We start from the raw sequence: 17564 nt of genomic DNA on the forward strand, positions 1-17564 counted from the left end.
CATGCAAACCCCCGCAGCTGTGCTTGACGCCCATTACATGGCCCGCGCCCTTGAGTTGGCGCGCAAGGGGCTCTACACCACCCACCCCAACCCGCGTGTGGGTTGCGTCATCGTCCGCGATGGCGAGGTGGTGGGCGAGGGCTGGCATGTGCGCGCCGGGGAACCCCATGCCGAGGTGCATGCGCTTGCCCAGGCAGGCGAGCGTGCGCGGGGCGGCTGTGCCTATGTCACCCTCGAACCCTGCAGCCACCATGGCCGTACGCCGCCGTGTGCCGAAGCCTTGGTCATGGCCGGTGTGGCGCGCGTAGTGGCCGCCATGCAGGACCCCAATCCCCAGGTGGCTGGGCGGGGCCTGCAGCGACTTGCCCAGGCCGGTATCGACGTGGCCGGCGGGGTGCTCGAAGAGCAGGCGCGGGCACTCAACCCCGGGTTCCTCAAGCGCATGGAACAGGGGTTGCCGTTCGTGCGCGCCAAGCTGGCCATGAGCCTGGATGGTCGTACCGCCATGGCCAGCGGCGAAAGCCAGTGGATCACCGGCCCTGCGGCGCGTTCTGCCGTGCAGCGTCTGCGCGCGCGCTCCAGCGTGGTGCTGACCAGTGCAAGCAGCGTACTGGCTGACGGTGCCCGCATGACGGTGCGTGGCGCCGAGTTGGGCCTGGACGCCGAAACCACCGCGCTTGCCCTGAGCCGGGCACCGCTGCGGGTGCTGGTCGATGGCCGTTTGCGCTTGCCCTTGCAGGCGCCCTTCTTCCAGGCCGGCCCCGCGCTGGTGGTGACCGCCGTCGCAGATGACCCACGTTATGCCGCTGCCGGCCATGAACTGCTCAGCCTGCCGGGCGACAATGGCCATGTGGACCTGCGTGCCCTGCTTCAAGCTCTGGCCGCCCGTGGCGTCAACGAAATCCTGCTGGAAGCCGGCGCCGGCCTGGTCGGGGCCTTCGCCCAGCAAGGCCTTGTCGACGAGTACCAGCTGTTCATGGCAGGCACCTTCCTTGGCTCAAGCGCACGCCCACTGCTGGACTGGCCACTGAATCGCATGAGCGAGGCACCGCGGCTGAAGATCACCGACATGCGCGCAGTAGGCGATGACTGGCGGGTCACAGCCGTACCGCTGCCTGCGCCCGGCGTATAATGCGCGGCTTGCCCCGCGCACACCGTTTTGAGGAAGACCCATGTTCACCGGCATCATCGAATCCATCGGCACCATCCGCAGTCTGACGCCCAAAGGCGGCGACGTGCGCGTGCACGTCGACACCGGCAAGCTTGACCTGGGTGACGTCAAGCTCGGCGACAGCATCGCCGTCAATGGCGTTTGCCTGACGGCGGTGGAATTGCCTGGCAACGGCTTCTGGGCCGATGTGAGCGTGGAGACCCTCAAGCGCACGGCTTTCGTCGACTTGAAAAGTGGCAGCAAGGTCAACCTTGAAAAAGCGCTGACGCCAACCACCCGGCTGGGGGGACACCTGGTCAGCGGTCACGTCGACGGTGTCGGCGAAATCATCTCGCGCAGCGATAACGCCCGCGCCATCCAGTTTCGCGTGCGTGCGCCGCGAGAACTGGCCAAGTACATCGCCCACAAGGGTTCGATTACCGTCGATGGCACCAGCCTGACGGTCAACGAGGTCAATGGCGCCGAATTCGAGCTGACCATCGTCCCGCACACCCTGTCCGAAACCATCATGGCCGACTACCGCGCAGGGCGTCGGGTAAACCTTGAGGTCGACCTGCTGGCCCGTTACCTGGAGCGCTTGCTGCTGGGCGACAAGGCGGCCGAGCCGAGCAAGGGCAGTGGCATCACCGAAAGTTTCCTGGCCGCCAACGGCTTCTTGAAATCCTGATTGAGAAGGGGGTGCCGCGTGGCGCTCAACAGCATCGAAGAACTGGTCGAAGACATCCGCCAGGGCAAAATGGTCATCCTGATGGATGACGAAGACCGTGAGAACGAAGGCGATATCATCATGGCAGCCGAATGCTGCCAGCCCGAGCACATCAACTTCATGGCCAAGCACGCCCGTGGCCTGATCTGCATGCCGATGACCCGCGAACGTTGCGAAACCCTCAAGCTGCCCCTGATGGCGCCGCGCAATGGTTCAGGCTTCGGCACCAAGTTCACCGTTTCGATCGAGGCTGCCGAGGGTGTCACCACCGGCATTTCCGCCGCCGACCGTGCCCGCACCGTGCAAGCGGCTGCCGCCAAGGACGCCAAGGCCGAAGACATCGTCAGCCCTGGGCACATCTTCCCGCTCATGGCTCAGCCAGGCGGTACGCTGGCTCGCGCCGGGCACACCGAGGCAGCCTGCGACCTGGCACGCATGGCCGGGTTCGAGCCCAGCGGCGTGATCTGCGAGGTGATGAACGACGACGGCACCATGTCGCGCCGCGCCGAACTGGAAGTGTTCGCTGCCGAGCACGGCCTGAAGATCGGCACCATCGCCGATCTCATTCACTACCGCATGATCCACGAGCGCACCGTGCAGCGGGTTTCCGAGCAGTCGGTGGAAAGCGAGCTGGGCGAGTTCAACCTGGTCACCTACCGCGATGCGGTTGAAGGTGACGTGCACATGGCCTTGACCCTGGGCGCCATCTGCGCCGAAGAGCCCACCCTGGTGCGCGTGCACAACATGGACCCGCTGCGCGACCTGCTGCTGGTCAAGCAGCCGGGTCGCTGGAGCCTGCGCGCCGCCATGGCCGCCGTGGCCGAAGCCGGAAGCGGTGTGGTGCTGCTGCTGGGGCACCCGCTCGATGGCGATGTGCTGCTTGCGCATATTCGCGAAAGTGCAGGCGATGCACCGGCCAAGACCCCGACCACCTACAGCACCGTGGGTGCCGGTTCGCAGATCCTGCGTGACCTCGGCGTGCGCAAGATGCGCCTGATGAGTTCGCCGATGAAGTTCAATGCGATATCCGGATTCGACCTGGAAGTTGTAGAATACGTGCCCTCCGAGTGACTTGAGGCGGCAATGACGCCCTGCAGCTCGAGTCCATACCCCTGTCGAGGCCGCCAGCAAGCGGCCTTGCGTTTGAAGATGAGAATATCGCAATGACCCTGAAGACCATCGAAGGTACCTTCATTGCCCCCAAAGGTCGCTATGCTTTGGTGGTTGGCCGCTTCAACAGCTTCGTCGTCGAAAGCCTGGTAAGTGGTGCCGTTGATGCCCTGGTACGCCATGGTGTCAGCGAGAACGACATCACCATCATCCGTGCGCCTGGTGCGTTCGAGATTCCGCTGGTTGCCCAGAAGGTCGCCCAGCAAGGTGCTTACGACGCGATCATCGCGCTGGGCGCTGTAATCCGTGGCGGCACCCCGCACTTTGAATACGTGGCGGGCGAGTGCACCAAGGGCCTGGCTCAGGTGTCCATGGAGTTCGGTGTTCCTGTGGCGTTCGGCGTACTGACCGTCGACTCCATCGAACAGGCCATCGAACGTTCCGGCACCAAGGCCGGCAACAAAGGTGCAGAAGCTGCCCTGTCTGCCCTGGAAATGGTAAGCCTGCTGGCGCAGTTGGAGGCCAAGTGATTAGCGACGAAAGCGATCGTTTCAACCCGCGCGATCCCAAGCCTGCGGATGCCGGCAAGCCATCGAAAAGCGCCAAACGCCGTGAAGCCCGCAAGCTCGCGACCCAGGCACTGTATCAATGGCACATGGCGCATCATTCGTTGAACGAGATCGAAGCGCAGTTTCGGGTCGATAACGATTTTGCAGATGTCGACGGCGCCTACTTCCGTGAAATCCTGCATGGCGTTCCGGCCATCAAGGGCGAAATCGACGGTGCGCTCGAGCCCTGCCTGGACCTGAGCCTTGACGAACTCGACCCGGTCGAACTGGCCGTGTTGCGTCTGTCCACCTGGGAGTTCATCAAGCGCATCGACGTGCCTTACCGCGTTGTGATCAACGAAGGCGTCGAGCTGGCCAAGGTCTTCGGCGCCACCGACGGTCACAAGTTCGTCAACGGCGTGCTCGACAAACTGGCACCGACGCTGCGCGAAGCCGAAGTCAAGGCGAACAAGCGCTGATTGCGGCGCAGCCTGGCCATGGGTGAGTTCGAGCTGATCAACCGTTACTTCGCCTCCGCACACTGTGCAGTGCACGGCGAGGGCGAAGGGGTGGCGCTGGGCATCGGTGACGACTGTGCTCTGCTGGATCTGCCTCCCGGTGAGCAGTTGGCCGTCTCGACCGATACTCTGGTAGCTGGTGTGCATTTCCCTGCCGTCTGCGACCCGAAGCTGCTGGGTCAGCGCTGCCTGGCAGTCGCCGTCAGTGACCTGGCCGCCATGGGCGCTACCGCGATCGGTTTCACGCTGGCCCTCACCCTGCCTGACGTCAGCCACGCGTGGTTGGAGGAATACTCGGCAGGGTTGAGCCGCATGGCTCACCGTTGCCGCATGAGCCTGATTGGCGGGGACACGACCCGGGGTCCGCTGAGCATCACCGTGACGGTGTTCGGCCGTGTGCCGGCCGGGCAGGCATTACGCCGCACTGGCGCCCAGCCGGGCGACCTGCTGTATGTCGGTGGCGTGCTGGGCAAGGCCGCTGGCGCCTTGCCTCTGGTGCTCGGGGAGCGCCAGGCGCCGCCGGACGTGGCAGAGCCGCTGCTGGCCCACTATTGGGCGCCCATGCCGCAGCTCACCCTCGGTGCCTTGCTCAGAGGGCACGCCACGGCGGCACTGGATATTTCCGATGGGTTGCTGGCCGATTGCGGTCATATCGCCAAGGCCTCTGGCGTGGCGCTCGAGGTGAACCTGGCGCAGGTGCCAGTGTCCCCCGAAGTGGAGGCGTTCCTGGGCCGCGAGGCAGCCGTGCAAGCAGCGCTCGCCGGTGGCGACGACTACATACTGGCGTTCACGGCACCTCCGGACGCCTTGACGCACCTTGCGCACTTTGGCTTCATCCAGGTCTACCCCATTGGCCGCGTGCTGCAAGGGCAGGGCGTGTCCCTGCGCGATGCGCACGGTCAGGACATCACGCCTCGGCAGCGGGGCTATCAACACTTTAGGGAGATACCGTGACCGACCACCCCAATCAGGTGCCTGCGGAGTTCGTTCCGCCATCGGTCTGGCGCAACCCTTGGCACTTCATCGCGTTCGGGTTCGGCTCCGGCACCTTGCCCAAAGCGCCCGGCACCTGGGGCTCGCTGGTGGCGATACCCTTCATTCCGCTCTGGCAGATGCTGCCCGATTGGGGGTATTGGCTGGTACTCGGGATCACCATGCTGTTCGGCTTCTGGCTGTGCGGCAAGGTGGCCAATGACTTGCGCGTGCATGACCACGAAGGCATCGTCTGGGACGAAATGGTCGGCATGTGGATCACGCTGTGGTTGGTGCCCGATGGCTGGCAGTGGCTGTTGGCGGGTTTTTTGATGTTCCGTTTCTTCGACATCCTCAAGCCTTGGCCCATTCGCTGGATCGATCGTCACGTGCATGGCGGCGTCGGCATCATGCTCGATGACGTGCTGGCCGGCGTCTTCGCCTGGTTGGGCATGCAGGTTCTGGTATGGGCTGTCGCGTAGAACGGGGGCTGCCATGGTGCTGAAGGGTATGCTACTGGCATTGTTGATGGCCGCTGCCCCATGGGCGGCTGCCGGCGACAGCCAGCCTGGCCAGATTCGCCTGGTCAGCGAGGAGTGGGCCGACTACACCAACGCAGATGGCACCGGTGTGGCCTGGGACGTGATGCGCAAGGTGTTCCAGCCCGCAGGGATCGAGGTCGTGCCGCAGAGTGCGCCGTATAGCCGTGCCATTGGCCTGGTCAAACGTGGCGAGGCTGACGCCTGGGTTGGCTCGTACAAGGACGAAAGTGAAGACAACCTCTACCCTCGCTGGCATTTCGACGTCGACCATATCTACGCCCTGGGGCTTGCCAGCAAGCCGGCCCCCACACTGGCAACCATAGGCGACTATCGCCTGGCCTGGGTGCGTGGCTATGCCTATGGCAAATACCTGCCCCGCGTGCGGGAGTACCGTGAAATCCAGCGACGCGAAGGCATTCTGCCCATGCTGGAGCATGACCGGGTGGACTTCTATGTCGACGCCATGACCGAAGTGGACTACGTCATCGGGCAAAGCTCGCAACCCGATCGATTCCGGCGCACCCATGTGGTCGAGCTGCCCATGTACCTGGCGTTTGCCCGCAGTGAGCGGGGTGAGGCACTGCGTGATGTGTTCGACAAACGCATGGCCGAACTGGTGCGCAGCGGCGAACTCAAGCCGATATTCGAACGTTGGAAACAGCCTTATCCTTTCGATGCCAGTACCAAACCGTAGCGCGTGGTACATGCCCGTAACCGCTACGCATCGAGGTTTTCGATAATAACCGGCGGTATACTGCGGGAGCACTGCCTGTAAGCTGCTGATACAATCGGTCCATTGAAATTCCCACTTATCCCAGGAGCACAACGTGCCCGTCGTCTTTGTTGCCGCCTCTAAACTCCCGACGCCTTTCGCGACTTTCACCATGCACGGCTTTCTGGATGAAGCCACTGGCCGCGAGCATGTGGTGCTCAGCCTGGGTGATATCGCCGATGGGCAGCCGGTACTGGGGCGCCTGCATTCCGAATGCTTGACCGGCGATGCCTTGTTCAGTCAACGCTGTGATTGCGGGTCGCAACTCGAAGCTGCCCTCCAGGCGATCGCCCGAGAAGGTCGTGGCGTGCTGCTTTACCTGCGCCAGGAAGGCCGTGGCATTGGCCTGCTGAACAAGATCCGCGCCTACGAACTGCAGGACGGAGGGGCGGACACGGTCGAAGCCAACGAGCGCCTCGGGTTTGCTGCGGATCAGCGCGACTATGCCATCTGCCTGCCGATGCTCGAGCACCTGGGTGTCAAGGCGTTGCGCTTGATGACCAACAACCCGCGCAAGGTCAAGGCCTTGACCGACATGGATATCGTGGTGGCCGAGCGTGTGCCGCTACACACCGGGCACAACCCGCACAACAGCCATTACCTGGCAACCAAGGCCGGCAAGCTGGGCCACATGCTGGGCAATGAACACCAGGGCGAGGTGCCCCAGGCGTGACCCGCGCCGAGGTCAAGCGGCGCCTCGCCCTGGCTTGGTGGCAGTACCTGGCGGTGGGGCTTGTGCCGCTGCCGGTCATGGCCTGGGCCTTTGGCGGTGGCGAGGCGATGATTCCCATGTTGGCCATGCCGCTGTTCATCGCTGGCGCAGCCACGTTGTTTCTCACCTTGCCGCGCTTCGGTGCCTACAAGCGCGCGCTGATTGCCACCTCCAAGGCGCTCGGTACCGAAGCCGAGCCTGCTGCGTGGATCGAACTGGCTCGCGTGCGGCGCCTGGCCATGACCTATGCCTGCTTCCCCGCCTGGGTAGCCGCCGTGTCGGTACTGGTGGGCCTGGAAACCGTCCCACAGGTGCTGCTGGCCTTGTCCACCGTGGTCTTGCTCTACTTGTACCGTCTGCCGTCTCAGCTCGGCTGATGCGCCGGCTCATAGCGGGGCTGGCGCTACTGGCCTGCAGCCTGGCGAGCGCTGGGCCACTACGCGTCGTCAGCCTGGCACCGTCGTTGACGGAAATCATGCTCGAACTGCAGGCAGGCGACCTGCTGGTGGGGGTGCTCGATGGGGGTGAACGGCCACCGGCGTTGCGAGCGTTGCCCTCGGTGGGGCGCTATGGCCAGCTGGACATGGAGGGTTTGCTCAGTCTGCGCCCCGATCTGCTGCTGCTGTGGCCGGGCAGCGTACCCCCCGCGCAACGCGACCAGCTCAAACGTCTGGGCATCCCTGCCTTCAGCGCAGAGCCCCACAGCATCGAGCAGTTGATTGGCCAGATCGAAGAAATCGCTGAACACGTAGGCCACGCTGACCAAGGCCGCCGCTACGCTCGCGCCCTGCGTGCACGATTGAAAACACTGCGCCAGCAGTACCGTCGCGACAGGCCCCTGCAGGTCTTCTACCAGGTCTGGGATCGCCCCTTGTACACCTTGGGTGGTCAGCAAGTGATCAGCGATGCACTGGCCGTCTGTGGTGCGCGTAATGTCTTTGCGGATTTGAACCCGGCAGCGCCCCAGGTGAGCGTAGAGTCGGTCATTGCGCGCGACCCCGACATCATCCTGGCCGCCGATGCGCAACAGTTGGCCAGTTGGAAGGCCTGGCCGGCGCTGCGCGCGGTGGCGCAAGACGGGTTACTGGTGGTGCCGGACAACGGCATCGAGCGCCCCAGTGGGCAGATGATCGAAGCGACGGCTCGCCTGTGCGAACTGCTGGCCGCTAGAGCGCCGGTGCCCACGTCACGCTGAACAACAGCGTGCGCCCTTCTTCCTGGTAGGCATGGGGGCTGCCCTCGTAGCTGTACAGGGCGCGGCTGTAGCCACGGTCGAACAGGTTGTCCAGCTTCGCCTCCACGGTCAGCGCCTCGGTGGCTGCCCAACTGCCGCGCAGGCCCAGCAACCCATATCCACCCAAACGGTTGCGGTTGGCTTCATCATCGTAGCTGCTGCTGACAGCCTGTACGCTGGCACCGATGCCGAAGGGTCCCACACGGCGGTCCAGGTCCAGGCTCAGGGTGCGGCGTGCCCGTCGGGCCAATGTATGGCCACTGTCGCGGTCACGTGGGTCGATCATTGCCAGGCCCAGCTGGCTGCTCCATTCGCCCCACTGTTGGGCCAGGGCCAGCTCTACGCCATCGACGCGCGCCGAGGCCACGTTGCGGGGAATGGCGTCCTGACCGAACACGATCGCATCGCGCAGGTCGGTGCGGTACAGGGAAGCCTCCAGGCGGGTGTCGGTAGACAGCTGGCTGCGCCACTGCACTTCATAGGTCCTGGCGTGCTCGGGGTCAAGGTCAGGGTTGCTGAACTGCGGGTAATACAGGTCGTTGAACGTCGGGGCCCGGAAGCCTTCGCTGTAGGACAGCACCACATCATTGCGATCATCGAGCGCAACGCTCACGCTGCCACTCCAGGTGGTGTGAGTGCCGAACTGCTCGTTGCGGTCCTGGCGTACGCCCACTTCGGTGGAAAACAGCGGGCCTTGATAGCGGTGCTGAAGAAACACCGCCCGGTTCCAGCGGCTGTCCTTCTCGAAGTCGGTACTGGCGTGCACGCGGTCCTGATACCAGTCGGCGCCGGCGAGCAGGCTGTGCTGGTCGTTCAGGGCCAGGTCGTTCTGCCAGGTCATCTGGTCGCGGTAGGTGTTGAACACAAAGCGTTCTGAGCTCAACGTGTCGCGCTTGTCGTCACGGTTTTCGCTGTGCGCCACCTCCATCCGCGTGTGCCAGTTGTCGGTGAGCTGAGCGTCGAGGTAACTGCCCAGGCTGGCGACGGTGAAGTCGGTGTACGGCTGTTGGCCGACGCTTTGGAAGGTGACAGGGTCGAAGCCGCCGAATGGATTATCGTATTGACTGCGGCCCTGACTGTGCAGCAGGTTCAGGCCGACTTCGATGCGCTCGCCGAGCGTCTGGCTCAGGCTGAAGTTGAGCGATTTGTTGCGGTAAGCGTCATGGTCGGCGTCACTGCTGAACGACGGTCCGGTTGAATCGATGCCTGCCGTTTCGTCCAGGCTTGTGCCCAGGTTGAAGCGCGTTGAGCCATCGGCGCCCGACACACCCAGGCTGCGCTGGAAGGTTTTTCGGCTACCGGCAGCCAGGCGCACGCGCGGGTGCAGGCCGTCACCGAGGCTCCGTCGGGTGAACACTTGGATGACCCCGCCAATGGCATCGCTGCCATATACCGCCGACCGAGAGCCGCGAAGCACTTCGACACGCTCGATCTGGTCGACGTTGATAAACTGCAGGCCGCTGTCGCCTGAGGTCGCGTTGGCGATGCGTACACCATCGACCAGCACCAGCGTTTGCGCGGTCTTGGTGCCGCGAATGAAAAGGCCTGGCAAGCTGCCGCGCCCGCCGGTCGGTGCCACTTGCACGCCCGGCACGCGGCTGAGCAGGTCCATGACGCTACTCGGTTGCAGGCGGTCGATATCGGCTCGGGTAAACACGGTGTTCGCAGCACTGGTGGCGGTGCGCGATTCGACCTGGCGGCTGGCACTGATGAGCACGTCAGGCAGTTTCAGGGCGTCGTCGCGTTCGGACGCCAGCAAGGGTAGAGGGAGGCAAAGCAGGATGGCAAGGGTCGGGTTTTTCACGGGCGGTACATATCTGCGAAGTCTGCGCACTCCAACACAGCGGAGCCCAGCGCAGAAAGGCCCTAGCCCTCAGAGTCGCCATGAACGAAAAAGAAGCCGGCAATCACAGACCCCGTTGGGTAAATGACTGCCTGCTCGTTTGGCTGAGCACCCGGGCTGCAGCGCAGCCCTGCACATCAAAGTCCCAGCTTGACCATGCGGGCCTTGACGCTAGCTTCGATGCCCGCTGCATCCAGCCCACACTCTGCCAGCATCTGCGCGGGCTTGGCGTGTTCCACATAAAGGTCCGGCAAGCCCAGGTGCAGCAACGGCTTGACCACCGCCTCCCTGGCCAGGCACTCGCCTACGGCAGCACCGGCGCCGCCCATGATGGCATTTTCTTCAAGGGTCACCAGCAGTTCGTGGCTACCTGCCATTTCCAGCACCAGGGCATCATCCAGCGGCTTGACGAAGCGCATGTCGACGACCGTGGCGTTGATCTGTTCGGCTACTTGCAGGGCTTCGGCCAGCTGCACGCCAAAGACCAGCAGCGCGACCTTTTCACCCCGGCGACGCACCACGCCCTTGCCAATCTCCAGCGGTTCCAAGCCCTCGCCGACAGCAGCGCCAGGGCCTGTACCGCGCGGATAGCGCACGGCAGCCGGGCCGTTGTAGAGGTGCCCCGTGCTGAGCATCTGGCGCAACTCGCTTTCGTCGCTGGGGGTCATCACCAGCATGCCAGGGATGCAGCGCAGGTAGGACAGGTCATAGCTACCGGCATGGGTCGGGCCGTCTTCACCCACCAGACCGGCGCGGTCGATGGCGAACAGCACGTCCAGGTTCTGCACGGCCACGTCATGAATCAACTGGTCATAGGCCCTCTGCAGGAAGGTCGAGTAGATAGCCACTACCGGTTTGCTACCTTCGCAAGCCATGCCCGCTGCGAGCGTGACGGCATGCTGCTCGGCAATCGCCACGTCGAAATAGCGTTCAGGGTAGCGTTCGCTGAACGCCACCAGGTCGGAGCCTTCCTTCATGGCCGGCGTGATGCCGACAAGGCGATCGTCGGCGGCGGCCATGTCGCAGAGCCACTGGCCGAACACGGCGGAATATTTCGGTCCGCTGGCCTGTTTCGGCGCAACCGGCTTGTCCACAGGCTCGAGCTTGGTGATGGCGTGGTAGCCGATCGGGTCGATCTCGGCCGGGGCGAACCCCTTGCCCTTTTTTGTCACCACGTGCAGGAACTGCGGGCCCTTGAGGTCGCGCATGTTGCGCAGGGTGGCGATCATCGTGGGCAGGTCGTGACCATCGATGGGACCGATGTAGTTCCAGCCCAGCTCTTCGAACAGCGTGCCGGGTACCAGCATGCCCTTGGCATATTCTTCGGTACGCCGCGCTATTTCCCACGCACCTGGCAGGCGCGACAGCACTTTCTTGCTGCCTTCGCGCATGCTGGAGTAGGTGCGGCTGGAGAGGATCTTGGCCAGGTAGTTGGACAAGCCTCCCACATTGCGCGAGATCGACATGTCGTTGTCGTTGAGGATCACCAGCATGTCGGCGTTGACTTCCTGGGCGTGGTTCAACGCCTCGAACGCCATGCCTGCGGTGAGTGCGCCGTCGCCGATGACCGCAATCGACTTGCGAGCGCTGTTTTGCAGGCGCGCCGCGATGGCCATGCCAAGGGCTGCGCTGATCGATGTGCTGGAGTGACCGACGCCGAAGGTGTCGTACACGCTTTCGCTGCGGCGCGGGAAGGCGGCTACGCCGTCCTTCTGGCGAAGGCTGAGCATGCGGTTGCGGCGCCCGGTCAGAATCTTGTGCGGGTAGGCCTGGTGGCCCACGTCCCATACCAACCGGTCATCGGGGGTATCGAAGACGTAGTGCAGGGCGATGGTCAGCTCGATGACGCCCAGGCCGGCACCGAAGTGCCCACCGGTCTGGCCCACGGTATACAGAAGTTCCTGGCGCAACTCGTCGGCCAGGGTCTCCAGGTCGGCTTCGGCCAGACGGCGCAAGCCATCTGGCGTGTCAGCGCGGTCGAGCAGCGGCGTGACCGGGCGTTCGCGGGGGATCTCTTGAAACGTCGTGGGCATCAGGCGAGTCGTTATAGGTGTATTAAGACGCGGCAGTTTACCCCATTGTAGGAAAAGCTGCCCATTCAGACGGGTGACGCGCTGGCGGCTTAACAGCCATCACGCGCTACTCGCCAGGTCAGTTGCGGCGTTCGACGATGTAGCACGCCAGGGCTCGCAGTGGCTCAGCCTTTTCGTCGAAGCTTTCCAATGCGACCAATGCCTGGTCGCGCAGTTCGATCGCGTAGGCCTTGGCCGCCTCCATGCCCAGCAGGGCGGGGTAGGTCGGCTTGTCGCGGGCGATGTCGGCGCCCTGGCGTTTACCCAGTGTAGCCGTATCGCTTTCCACATCGAGGATGTCGTCCTGAACCTGGAAGGCCAGGCCGATGGCCTGCGCATACACCTGCAAGGCATCGAGCTGCGCCTGGTCGGCGCGGGCACTGGCCAGCCCGCCCAGGCGGACGCTGGCCTCGATCAGTGCACCGGTCTTGTGCCGGTGCATGAACGCCAAGGCTTGCTGGTCCAGCTTCATGCCCACCGAGCCCAGGTCGATGGCTTGCCCGCCCACCATGCCAGCGGGGCCGGCGGCCGAGGCCAAGGCCTGCACCATGGCCAGGCGAAGTGCGTCGGTCTGGGGGCTCAGGCGGGGGTCGAGCAATGCGCTGAAGGCCAGGCTTTGCAGGCCGTCACCGGCAAGAATGGCACAGGCCTCGTCGAACGCCTTGTGCGTGGTCGGCTGGCCGCGGCGCAGGTCGTCGTCATCCATGGCCGGCAAGTCGTCGTGGACCAGCGAGTAAGCGTGGATGAGCTCGACGGCGCAAGCGGCGCCGTTGGCGTGCTCCGCCGGAGCGCCCAAGGCCTCGCAGGCCGCGTAGGCGAGCAGCGGGCGTACGCGTTTGCCGCCGTTCATCACGCTGTAGCGCATTGCGGCGTACAAGCGTTCAAGCTCGGCCGTGGGGGCGATGAACAGCGGCTCGAGTGCGCCATCGACGCGTGCCTGGCAGGCGGACTGATAGGCACCGATCATGCCTCGGGCTCCACGTCGAAGGGCTGAGCAGTCAGCTCGCCATCGCGCTCCAGCAGAACCTGCACCTTCTGTTCGGCCTGAGCCAGTGCGCCTTGGCAATCACGCGTCAGGGCAATGCCTTGTTCGAAAGCGGCAAGCGAGTCCTCCAGGGACAACTCGCCGTTCTCCAGGCGCTCGACCAGTGCCTGCAACTCGGCAAGGGATTGCTCGAAATCAAGGGAAGCTTTTTTGCGGGCCATGGCGGCAGTCTCGGCGGTAGTCTGAACGCCGCGACACTAGCAGAGCGGGGCGGGGTGAGCAAACCGCCATTGGCACGGCAGCGCCGGGTTGGCGCTACCGTTCAGGCCCTGGCGTGGCCAGGTCGATCAGATCGCCGCAGCCGTTTGCGCCTGCAGCGCCAGTCGATACTGCGCCAACTCGTCGATGGTCAGCATGGGAAGGTTGTACTGGCGTGCATAGACGGCCACTTCCTCACCGCGAGCCATCGTGCCGTCAGGGTTCATCAATTCGCACAAGACGGCTGCCGGCCGCAGTCCGGCCAGGCGGGCCAGGTCAACCGACCCTTCGGTGTGACCGCGACGCGTGAGCACACCGCCATTGCGCGCGCGCAGCGGAAACACATGCCCAGGGCTGACGATATGCCGTTGCTCGGCCGAAGAGCGCAGTGCAGCGGCAATCGTGGTGACCCGGTCCTGGGCGCTTACGCCAGTGCTGATGCCCTCGGCAGCTTCGATGGTGACCGTGAACCCGGTGCCGTGGCGGGCCTGGTTGTTCTGGACCATGGGTGCCAGTTGCAGCTCATCGACCGTTGCCTCGTCCAGGCACAGGCAGACGATACCGCTGCAATCGCGGATCATCATGGCCATGGTCTGCAACGAAATGTTCTCGGCAGCGGCAATGATGTCCGCTTCATCTTCACGGTCGTCATCGTCAAGCAGCAGCACGGGGCGACCGGCCTTGAACGCGGCGATGGCGGCGGTGACATTGGGAAAGTGCACAGGGTGCAAGGTAGACATGAAACGCTCCTCGTAAGTGATCGATGAACGTCTCGGGGCGAGCAAAATGCGTGCGCAAGGGTGCCCGTGGGGCCCCTGCCTGACGCCTTCTTTCATCCGGACTATGACCGTCGGCCCTGGAATCTCACCAGGTCTGCTGACCTCCGGCATGGCCGGAGCGCTCGCGGGCTCATCTTTCGATTTACCGCCGGTGGGGACTTTCACCCCGCCCTGAAGACCGGGCAAGCATACCGCACCCTGTGCCTGGGTTGGCAACCCGCCGTTATGATCTAGACCGCTGTCAGCGGCTGGGCGAGGTGCCCTGCGGTGCTGCTTTGCTCAAGGTGTCGATCACCCAGTGCAGCGACGCCGCAAGCATCGGCCCATGCCCAAGGCCGTCGAACTGCTTGAAAGACACCTGCACGCCCTTGAGCTGGGTCAGGCTGGCGGCGAGGCTCCGTGCCGTCTGATCGGCGTGGGGCTGGGCCGGTTCGCGGGGGCTGGCCGGCTCCAGTGAGCCGCGCATCAACAGCACCTGCGGTTGGGCATCCCCCAACCGCGCCGGCAGGCTTGCCGCTTCGCGCAGGATCGCGCCGTCATGCCACCACAGCGATGGGCTGGCCGCCGCATAGACGGCGAATGACTTGGGCCGGGTGAAGAGGGCATGGAGCACGGCCAGGCCGCCATACGAGTGCCCCCACAGCGTCTGCTGCTGGGGGTCGATGCTCACCAGTGCTGCCAGCCCCGAGCGCATGCGGGTCTCCAGCAGGTCAAGAAAGGCATCCACCCCGCCGCTGGGTAACCCGGTGAGTGGGTCGCGTTGCTCTGTCTGCCCGGCCAGCGCCGGCGTGTAGTCGTAGGTTCGGCTGGTTCTGTCGATGCGCTGGCGGGTCTGGTAACCCACGGCGACCAGTACGGGGGCCTGGCCGGCGGCCAAGGCATCGAGTCGTTGTGGGTCCAGTGCGCTCAGGGCTGCATTGCCGTCGAGCATCCACAACACAGGGTAGCCGGTTGCGGGGGCGGCGCGCTTGGGCAGTCCTATCCACAGCCGGTAGTGACGCGCGCCGTCTGCCGAGTCGAGGTTCAGGTGGGTGAATCGATAGGCCAGGTCCTGGCGAGCCAGCAGCGTCGTATCCATCGGCTGGTCATGCTCGGGCTGGGCCGTGGCGGCACCGGTCACAAAGGCCAGCACAAGCGCCAGGCCCCGGATCATTCTGTTCATCAGGCATCTCTTCACGGCATTGCAGGCGCTGCAACTCAAGCAGCCAGATGATAATCAGCCTTTGACATGCGTAAAGCGCCTTAACTTTCTAAACCGTTGACGCTGGCCGGCAGGGTAAGGTGCAGGCGCAAGCCTGGGTGAGCATTGCAGGCCCAGAGTCTGCCACCCTGCAATTGGACGGCGCGGCGGGCAATGGCCAGGCCCAGTCCGAAGCCTGCGCCGCTGGCGGTCAGCCGCTGGTACGGTTGGAAAATGCGCTCAAGCGCGGCCTCAGGCACGCCGGGGCCTTGATCGCGCACGCACAGGTGCCAATGCGTACCCTCGCGCCAGCCCTCCAGGCAGACGGTTCCCTCGGGCGGAGAGTGCCGGATGGCGTTTCGCAGCAGGTTCTCCAGCGCCTGGGCCACGCTGTCCAGGTGCACCTGGACCACGCAGTCCTGCCCGAGTGTGCACGGCAGGCGTGCGGGGCTCCAGCCGCTTTCGAAGCAGATGTCCTGGCACAGCGCCTCCCACAGTGATGCCATCAGTACCGGTTCGGTGGCCAGGACGGGCTGCTCGGTATCCATCCAGGCCAGGTCGAGGGTGTCTTCCAGCAGTTTCTGCATATGGCTCGTTTCATAATCCATGCGCGCGCGTAACTGGGCGGCGGGCAAGTTGCTGTCATGGGCAATACGCAGGCGTGCCAGCGGCGTGCGCAGTTCGTGGGACAGTGTGCGCAGCAGCAGCCGCTGCTGTTCCAGGCTCTGGCGCAAGCGATTGGCCATATGATCGAAGGCCTGCGCCAGTTCGCCCAGCTCATCGCGCCGGTCTTGCAGGGCCAGGCCTGGGCTGTCCAGGTCGTTGGCCCGCAGCGCATCGGCGCGGTCACGCAGGCGGTTCAACGGGGCGACAAGGTGACGGTACAGTGCCAGCCCCATCAGCAGGGCCAGCAAGGCCGGCGCCACACCGTGGGTAACCAGGTGAGTCCAAGGCGTCAGCCCGGTGGGCAGCAGCCGCTCGGGCAGTTGCATCACCAAGCGACCGTGCTCGGGATGGCGCGGGAAGGTAATGCTGACGTAAGGCAGTTCGCCTTGCAGGCGGCGGCTCATGGGCCAGTTCAGCTTGCGCATGAAGGTCAGGTGACCCGCTTCCTCGGCTGTGAGCTGTGTGGTCCCCAGGCTTTGCAGGTAAGGGCCGACGACGGCTGCCCAGGTGTCCTCGGCCCTTTGCACCTGCTTACGCCAGGTCTCGACCCCCACGGCGCCTCCTTGCTCCCAGGCGAGCTCGGCCTGCCGGGCATAGCGGGCCAGGTAGTCCTGGTCGGCCTGAGCCAGGAAATAGGTGCTGCGTTCCACCGTCAGGCCCCAGGTCCAGATCAACCAGGTGAGCAGCAGGCAGAAGCTGACCTGCAGCAGGGCCAGCTTCCACAGCAGCGGATGACGCCGCATCAGGCCGGGCTCTGCACGACCAGGACATAGCCCTGACCACGCACAGCCTGGATGAGCAGATGCTGTATGCCAATGTCCGCCAGCTTGCGGCGCACGTTGCACACATGCACATCCAGGCCCCGATCCAGGCGCGTGTAGCCACGGTGCAGGACGGTCTGGTACAGGAAAGGCTTGCTCAGCGGCTCCCCGGCATGGGCGTGCAGCGTGATCAACAGGCGGAACTCCGAGCCAGTCAACCCCGCCGGCATGCCGTTGTGCATGACGTCCTGGGCCGCGTGGTCGAATACGGGCTCATCAGCGCGCGTTGCCAAGGGCGGCGTGCTGTGGAAGGCGACCCGGCGCAACAGTGCGTCTACCCGCGCATCCAGTTCCGCCAGGCTGAAGGGCTTGGGCAGGTAATCGTCGGCGCCGCGGGTGAATCCGGTGATGCGGTCCTGCTCGGCACCCAATGCCGACATGAGGATCACCGGTACGGCCTGCTTGCGCCGCAGTGCATCGAGCAGGCTCAGGCCATCGAGACCTGGCAGCATGATGTCCAGCAGCGCCAGGTCGAATGCGCATCGACGGGCATTGGCCAGCGCCGCTTCTCCCGTCGCGCATGCATGTACCTCGAAGCCACGGTCGATGAAATGGCGGTAAAGGTCGTGGCGTAAGCGTGGGTCGTCTTCGACCAGCAGCAAGGAGGTGGGCACGGCGAGCCTTGAATGAGAATTTATATCAGTTGCAAATCATCCCACCGGACTCGGCCCTAGG

The 17564-nt window shown here is 64.5% G+C and carries 19 protein-coding genes and 1 riboswitch; of the genes, 11 read left to right on the top strand and 8 right to left on the bottom strand.

What is annotated here, in order from left to right:
• Position 1: 1 nt before the first annotated feature.
• From ribD to CRP40_RS18020, 11 genes are all read left to right on the top strand, one after another.
• Positions 2-1132, top strand: coding sequence for a bifunctional diaminohydroxyphosphoribosylaminopyrimidine deaminase/5-amino-6-(5-phosphoribosylamino)uracil reductase RibD (gene ribD, locus CRP40_RS17970; protein ID WP_027915128.1), 1131 nt, complete (start codon positions 2-4; stop codon positions 1130-1132).
• 40 nt (positions 1133-1172) lie between these two features.
• Complete coding sequence (locus CRP40_RS17975; protein WP_023534964.1) at positions 1173-1838, top strand: riboflavin synthase; 666 nt, start codon at positions 1173-1175, stop codon at positions 1836-1838.
• 18 nt (positions 1839-1856) lie between these two features.
• A complete protein-coding gene (gene ribBA, locus CRP40_RS17980; RefSeq protein WP_027915129.1) occupies positions 1857-2948 on the top strand; it encodes a bifunctional 3,4-dihydroxy-2-butanone-4-phosphate synthase/GTP cyclohydrolase II in 1092 nt (363 codons plus the stop codon).
• Positions 2949-3040: 92 nt separating this feature from the next.
• Complete coding sequence (gene ribE / locus CRP40_RS17985) at positions 3041-3517, top strand: 6,7-dimethyl-8-ribityllumazine synthase (RefSeq protein WP_023534949.1); 477 nt, start codon at positions 3041-3043, stop codon at positions 3515-3517.
• Positions 3514-4014: a transcription antitermination factor NusB gene (gene nusB / locus CRP40_RS17990; protein ID WP_027915130.1), complete on the top strand. Its 501-nt coding sequence runs from the start codon at positions 3514-3516 to the stop codon at positions 4012-4014. The genes ribE and nusB overlap by 4 nt, the downstream gene beginning before the upstream one ends.
• Positions 4015-4032: 18 nt before the next feature.
• Entirely contained in the window at positions 4033-5007 is a 975-nt protein-coding gene (gene thiL, locus CRP40_RS17995; RefSeq protein WP_027915131.1) for a thiamine-phosphate kinase, read from the top strand.
• Entirely contained in the window at positions 5004-5507 is a 504-nt protein-coding gene (locus CRP40_RS18000; protein ID WP_023535011.1) for a phosphatidylglycerophosphatase A, read from the top strand. The genes thiL and CRP40_RS18000 overlap by 4 nt, the downstream gene beginning before the upstream one ends.
• A gap of 13 nt (positions 5508-5520) precedes the next feature.
• On the top strand, positions 5521-6261 hold the full coding sequence (locus CRP40_RS18005; RefSeq protein WP_027915132.1) for a transporter substrate-binding domain-containing protein: 741 nt from the start codon (positions 5521-5523) through the stop codon (positions 6259-6261).
• Between the two features lie 133 nt (positions 6262-6394).
• Positions 6395-7012 (top strand): GTP cyclohydrolase II, encoded by a 618-nt coding sequence (gene ribA / locus CRP40_RS18010; RefSeq protein ID WP_023534989.1) that lies wholly within the window; start codon positions 6395-6397, stop codon positions 7010-7012.
• Positions 7009-7428, top strand: coding sequence for a hypothetical protein (locus CRP40_RS18015; protein WP_027915133.1), 420 nt, complete (start codon positions 7009-7011; stop codon positions 7426-7428). The genes ribA and CRP40_RS18015 overlap by 4 nt, the downstream gene beginning before the upstream one ends.
• Positions 7428-8246 (top strand): cobalamin-binding protein, encoded by an 819-nt coding sequence (locus CRP40_RS18020; protein ID WP_027915134.1) that lies wholly within the window; start codon positions 7428-7430, stop codon positions 8244-8246. The genes CRP40_RS18015 and CRP40_RS18020 overlap by 1 nt, the downstream gene beginning before the upstream one ends.
• On the opposite strand, the gene CRP40_RS18025 is transcribed toward CRP40_RS18020, so the two are convergent.
• The 8 genes from CRP40_RS18025 to CRP40_RS18060 all read right to left on the bottom strand — a co-directional run bounded on the left by CRP40_RS18025 (position 8218) and on the right by CRP40_RS18060 (position 17503).
• Positions 8218-10089, bottom strand: coding sequence for a TonB-dependent receptor (locus CRP40_RS18025; RefSeq protein ID WP_027915135.1), 1872 nt, complete (start codon positions 10087-10089; stop codon positions 8218-8220). The genes CRP40_RS18020 and CRP40_RS18025 overlap by 29 nt on opposite strands.
• A gap of 176 nt (positions 10090-10265) precedes the next feature.
• Entirely contained in the window at positions 10266-12161 is a 1896-nt protein-coding gene (gene dxs / locus CRP40_RS18030; RefSeq protein ID WP_027915136.1) for a 1-deoxy-D-xylulose-5-phosphate synthase, read from the bottom strand.
• Positions 12162-12279: 118 nt separating this feature from the next.
• Positions 12280-13167: a farnesyl diphosphate synthase gene (locus CRP40_RS18035; RefSeq protein WP_027915137.1), complete on the bottom strand. Its 888-nt coding sequence runs from the start codon at positions 13165-13167 to the stop codon at positions 12280-12282.
• Positions 13164-13406 carry an exodeoxyribonuclease VII small subunit gene (locus tag CRP40_RS18040; RefSeq protein ID WP_023534977.1) on the bottom strand — a complete coding sequence of 81 codons (243 nt, stop codon included), beginning with the start codon at positions 13404-13406 and terminating at the stop codon, positions 13164-13166. Before CRP40_RS18040 ends, CRP40_RS18035 begins: the two co-directional genes overlap by 4 nt.
• Positions 13407-13532: 126 nt before the next feature.
• A complete protein-coding gene (gene ribB / locus CRP40_RS18045; RefSeq protein ID WP_023534985.1) occupies positions 13533-14183 on the bottom strand; it encodes a 3,4-dihydroxy-2-butanone-4-phosphate synthase in 651 nt (216 codons plus the stop codon).
• 80 nt (positions 14184-14263) lie between these two features.
• Positions 14264-14405: riboswitch (FMN riboswitch) on the bottom strand.
• A 58-nt stretch (positions 14406-14463) separates the two neighbouring features.
• On the bottom strand, positions 14464-15384 hold the full coding sequence (locus CRP40_RS18050; RefSeq protein WP_027915138.1) for an alpha/beta hydrolase: 921 nt from the start codon (positions 15382-15384) through the stop codon (positions 14464-14466).
• Positions 15385-15464: 80 nt separating this feature from the next.
• Positions 15465-16811 (bottom strand): sensor histidine kinase, encoded by a 1347-nt coding sequence (locus CRP40_RS18055; RefSeq protein ID WP_027915139.1) that lies wholly within the window; start codon positions 16809-16811, stop codon positions 15465-15467.
• Positions 16811-17503, bottom strand: a complete 693-nt coding sequence (locus CRP40_RS18060; protein ID WP_027915140.1) for a response regulator transcription factor — start codon at positions 17501-17503, stop codon at positions 16811-16813. Before CRP40_RS18060 ends, CRP40_RS18055 begins: the two co-directional genes overlap by 1 nt.
• Between the last annotated feature and the right edge of the window lie 61 nt (positions 17504-17564).

This window comes from Pseudomonas sp. URMO17WK12:I9 (assembly GCF_900230165.1).
GTDB lineage: Bacteria > Pseudomonadota > Gammaproteobacteria > Pseudomonadales > Pseudomonadaceae > Aquipseudomonas > Aquipseudomonas fulva.

Bases quoted from the DNA above. Each gene is read 5' to 3' on its own strand.
- CRP40_RS18020 (WP_027915134.1), top strand. From the start codon at position 7,428: ATGCGCCGGCTCATAGCGGGGCTGGCGCTACTGGCCTGCAGCCTGGCG.
- CRP40_RS18055 (WP_027915139.1), bottom strand. From the start codon at position 16,811: ATGCGGCGTCATCCGCTGCTGTGGAAGCTGGCCCTGCTGCAGGTCAGC.
- CRP40_RS18050 (WP_027915138.1), bottom strand. From the start codon at position 15,384: ATGAACAGAATGATCCGGGGCCTGGCGCTTGTGCTGGCCTTTGTGACC.
- dxs (WP_027915136.1), bottom strand. From the start codon at position 12,161: ATGCCCACGACGTTTCAAGAGATCCCCCGCGAACGCCCGGTCACGCCG.
- ribD (WP_027915128.1), top strand. From the start codon at position 2: ATGCAAACCCCCGCAGCTGTGCTTGACGCCCATTACATGGCCCGCGCC.
- ribB (WP_023534985.1), bottom strand. From the start codon at position 14,183: ATGTCTACCTTGCACCCTGTGCACTTTCCCAATGTCACCGCCGCCATC.
- ribE (WP_023534949.1), top strand. From the start codon at position 3,041: ATGACCCTGAAGACCATCGAAGGTACCTTCATTGCCCCCAAAGGTCGC.
- CRP40_RS18035 (WP_027915137.1), bottom strand. From the start codon at position 13,167: ATGATCGGTGCCTATCAGTCCGCCTGCCAGGCACGCGTCGATGGCGCA.
- CRP40_RS17975 (WP_023534964.1), top strand. From the start codon at position 1,173: ATGTTCACCGGCATCATCGAATCCATCGGCACCATCCGCAGTCTGACG.
- CRP40_RS18005 (WP_027915132.1), top strand. From the start codon at position 5,521: ATGGTGCTGAAGGGTATGCTACTGGCATTGTTGATGGCCGCTGCCCCA.
- CRP40_RS18040 (WP_023534977.1), bottom strand. From the start codon at position 13,406: ATGGCCCGCAAAAAAGCTTCCCTTGATTTCGAGCAATCCCTTGCCGAG.
- thiL (WP_027915131.1), top strand. From the start codon at position 4,033: ATGGGTGAGTTCGAGCTGATCAACCGTTACTTCGCCTCCGCACACTGT.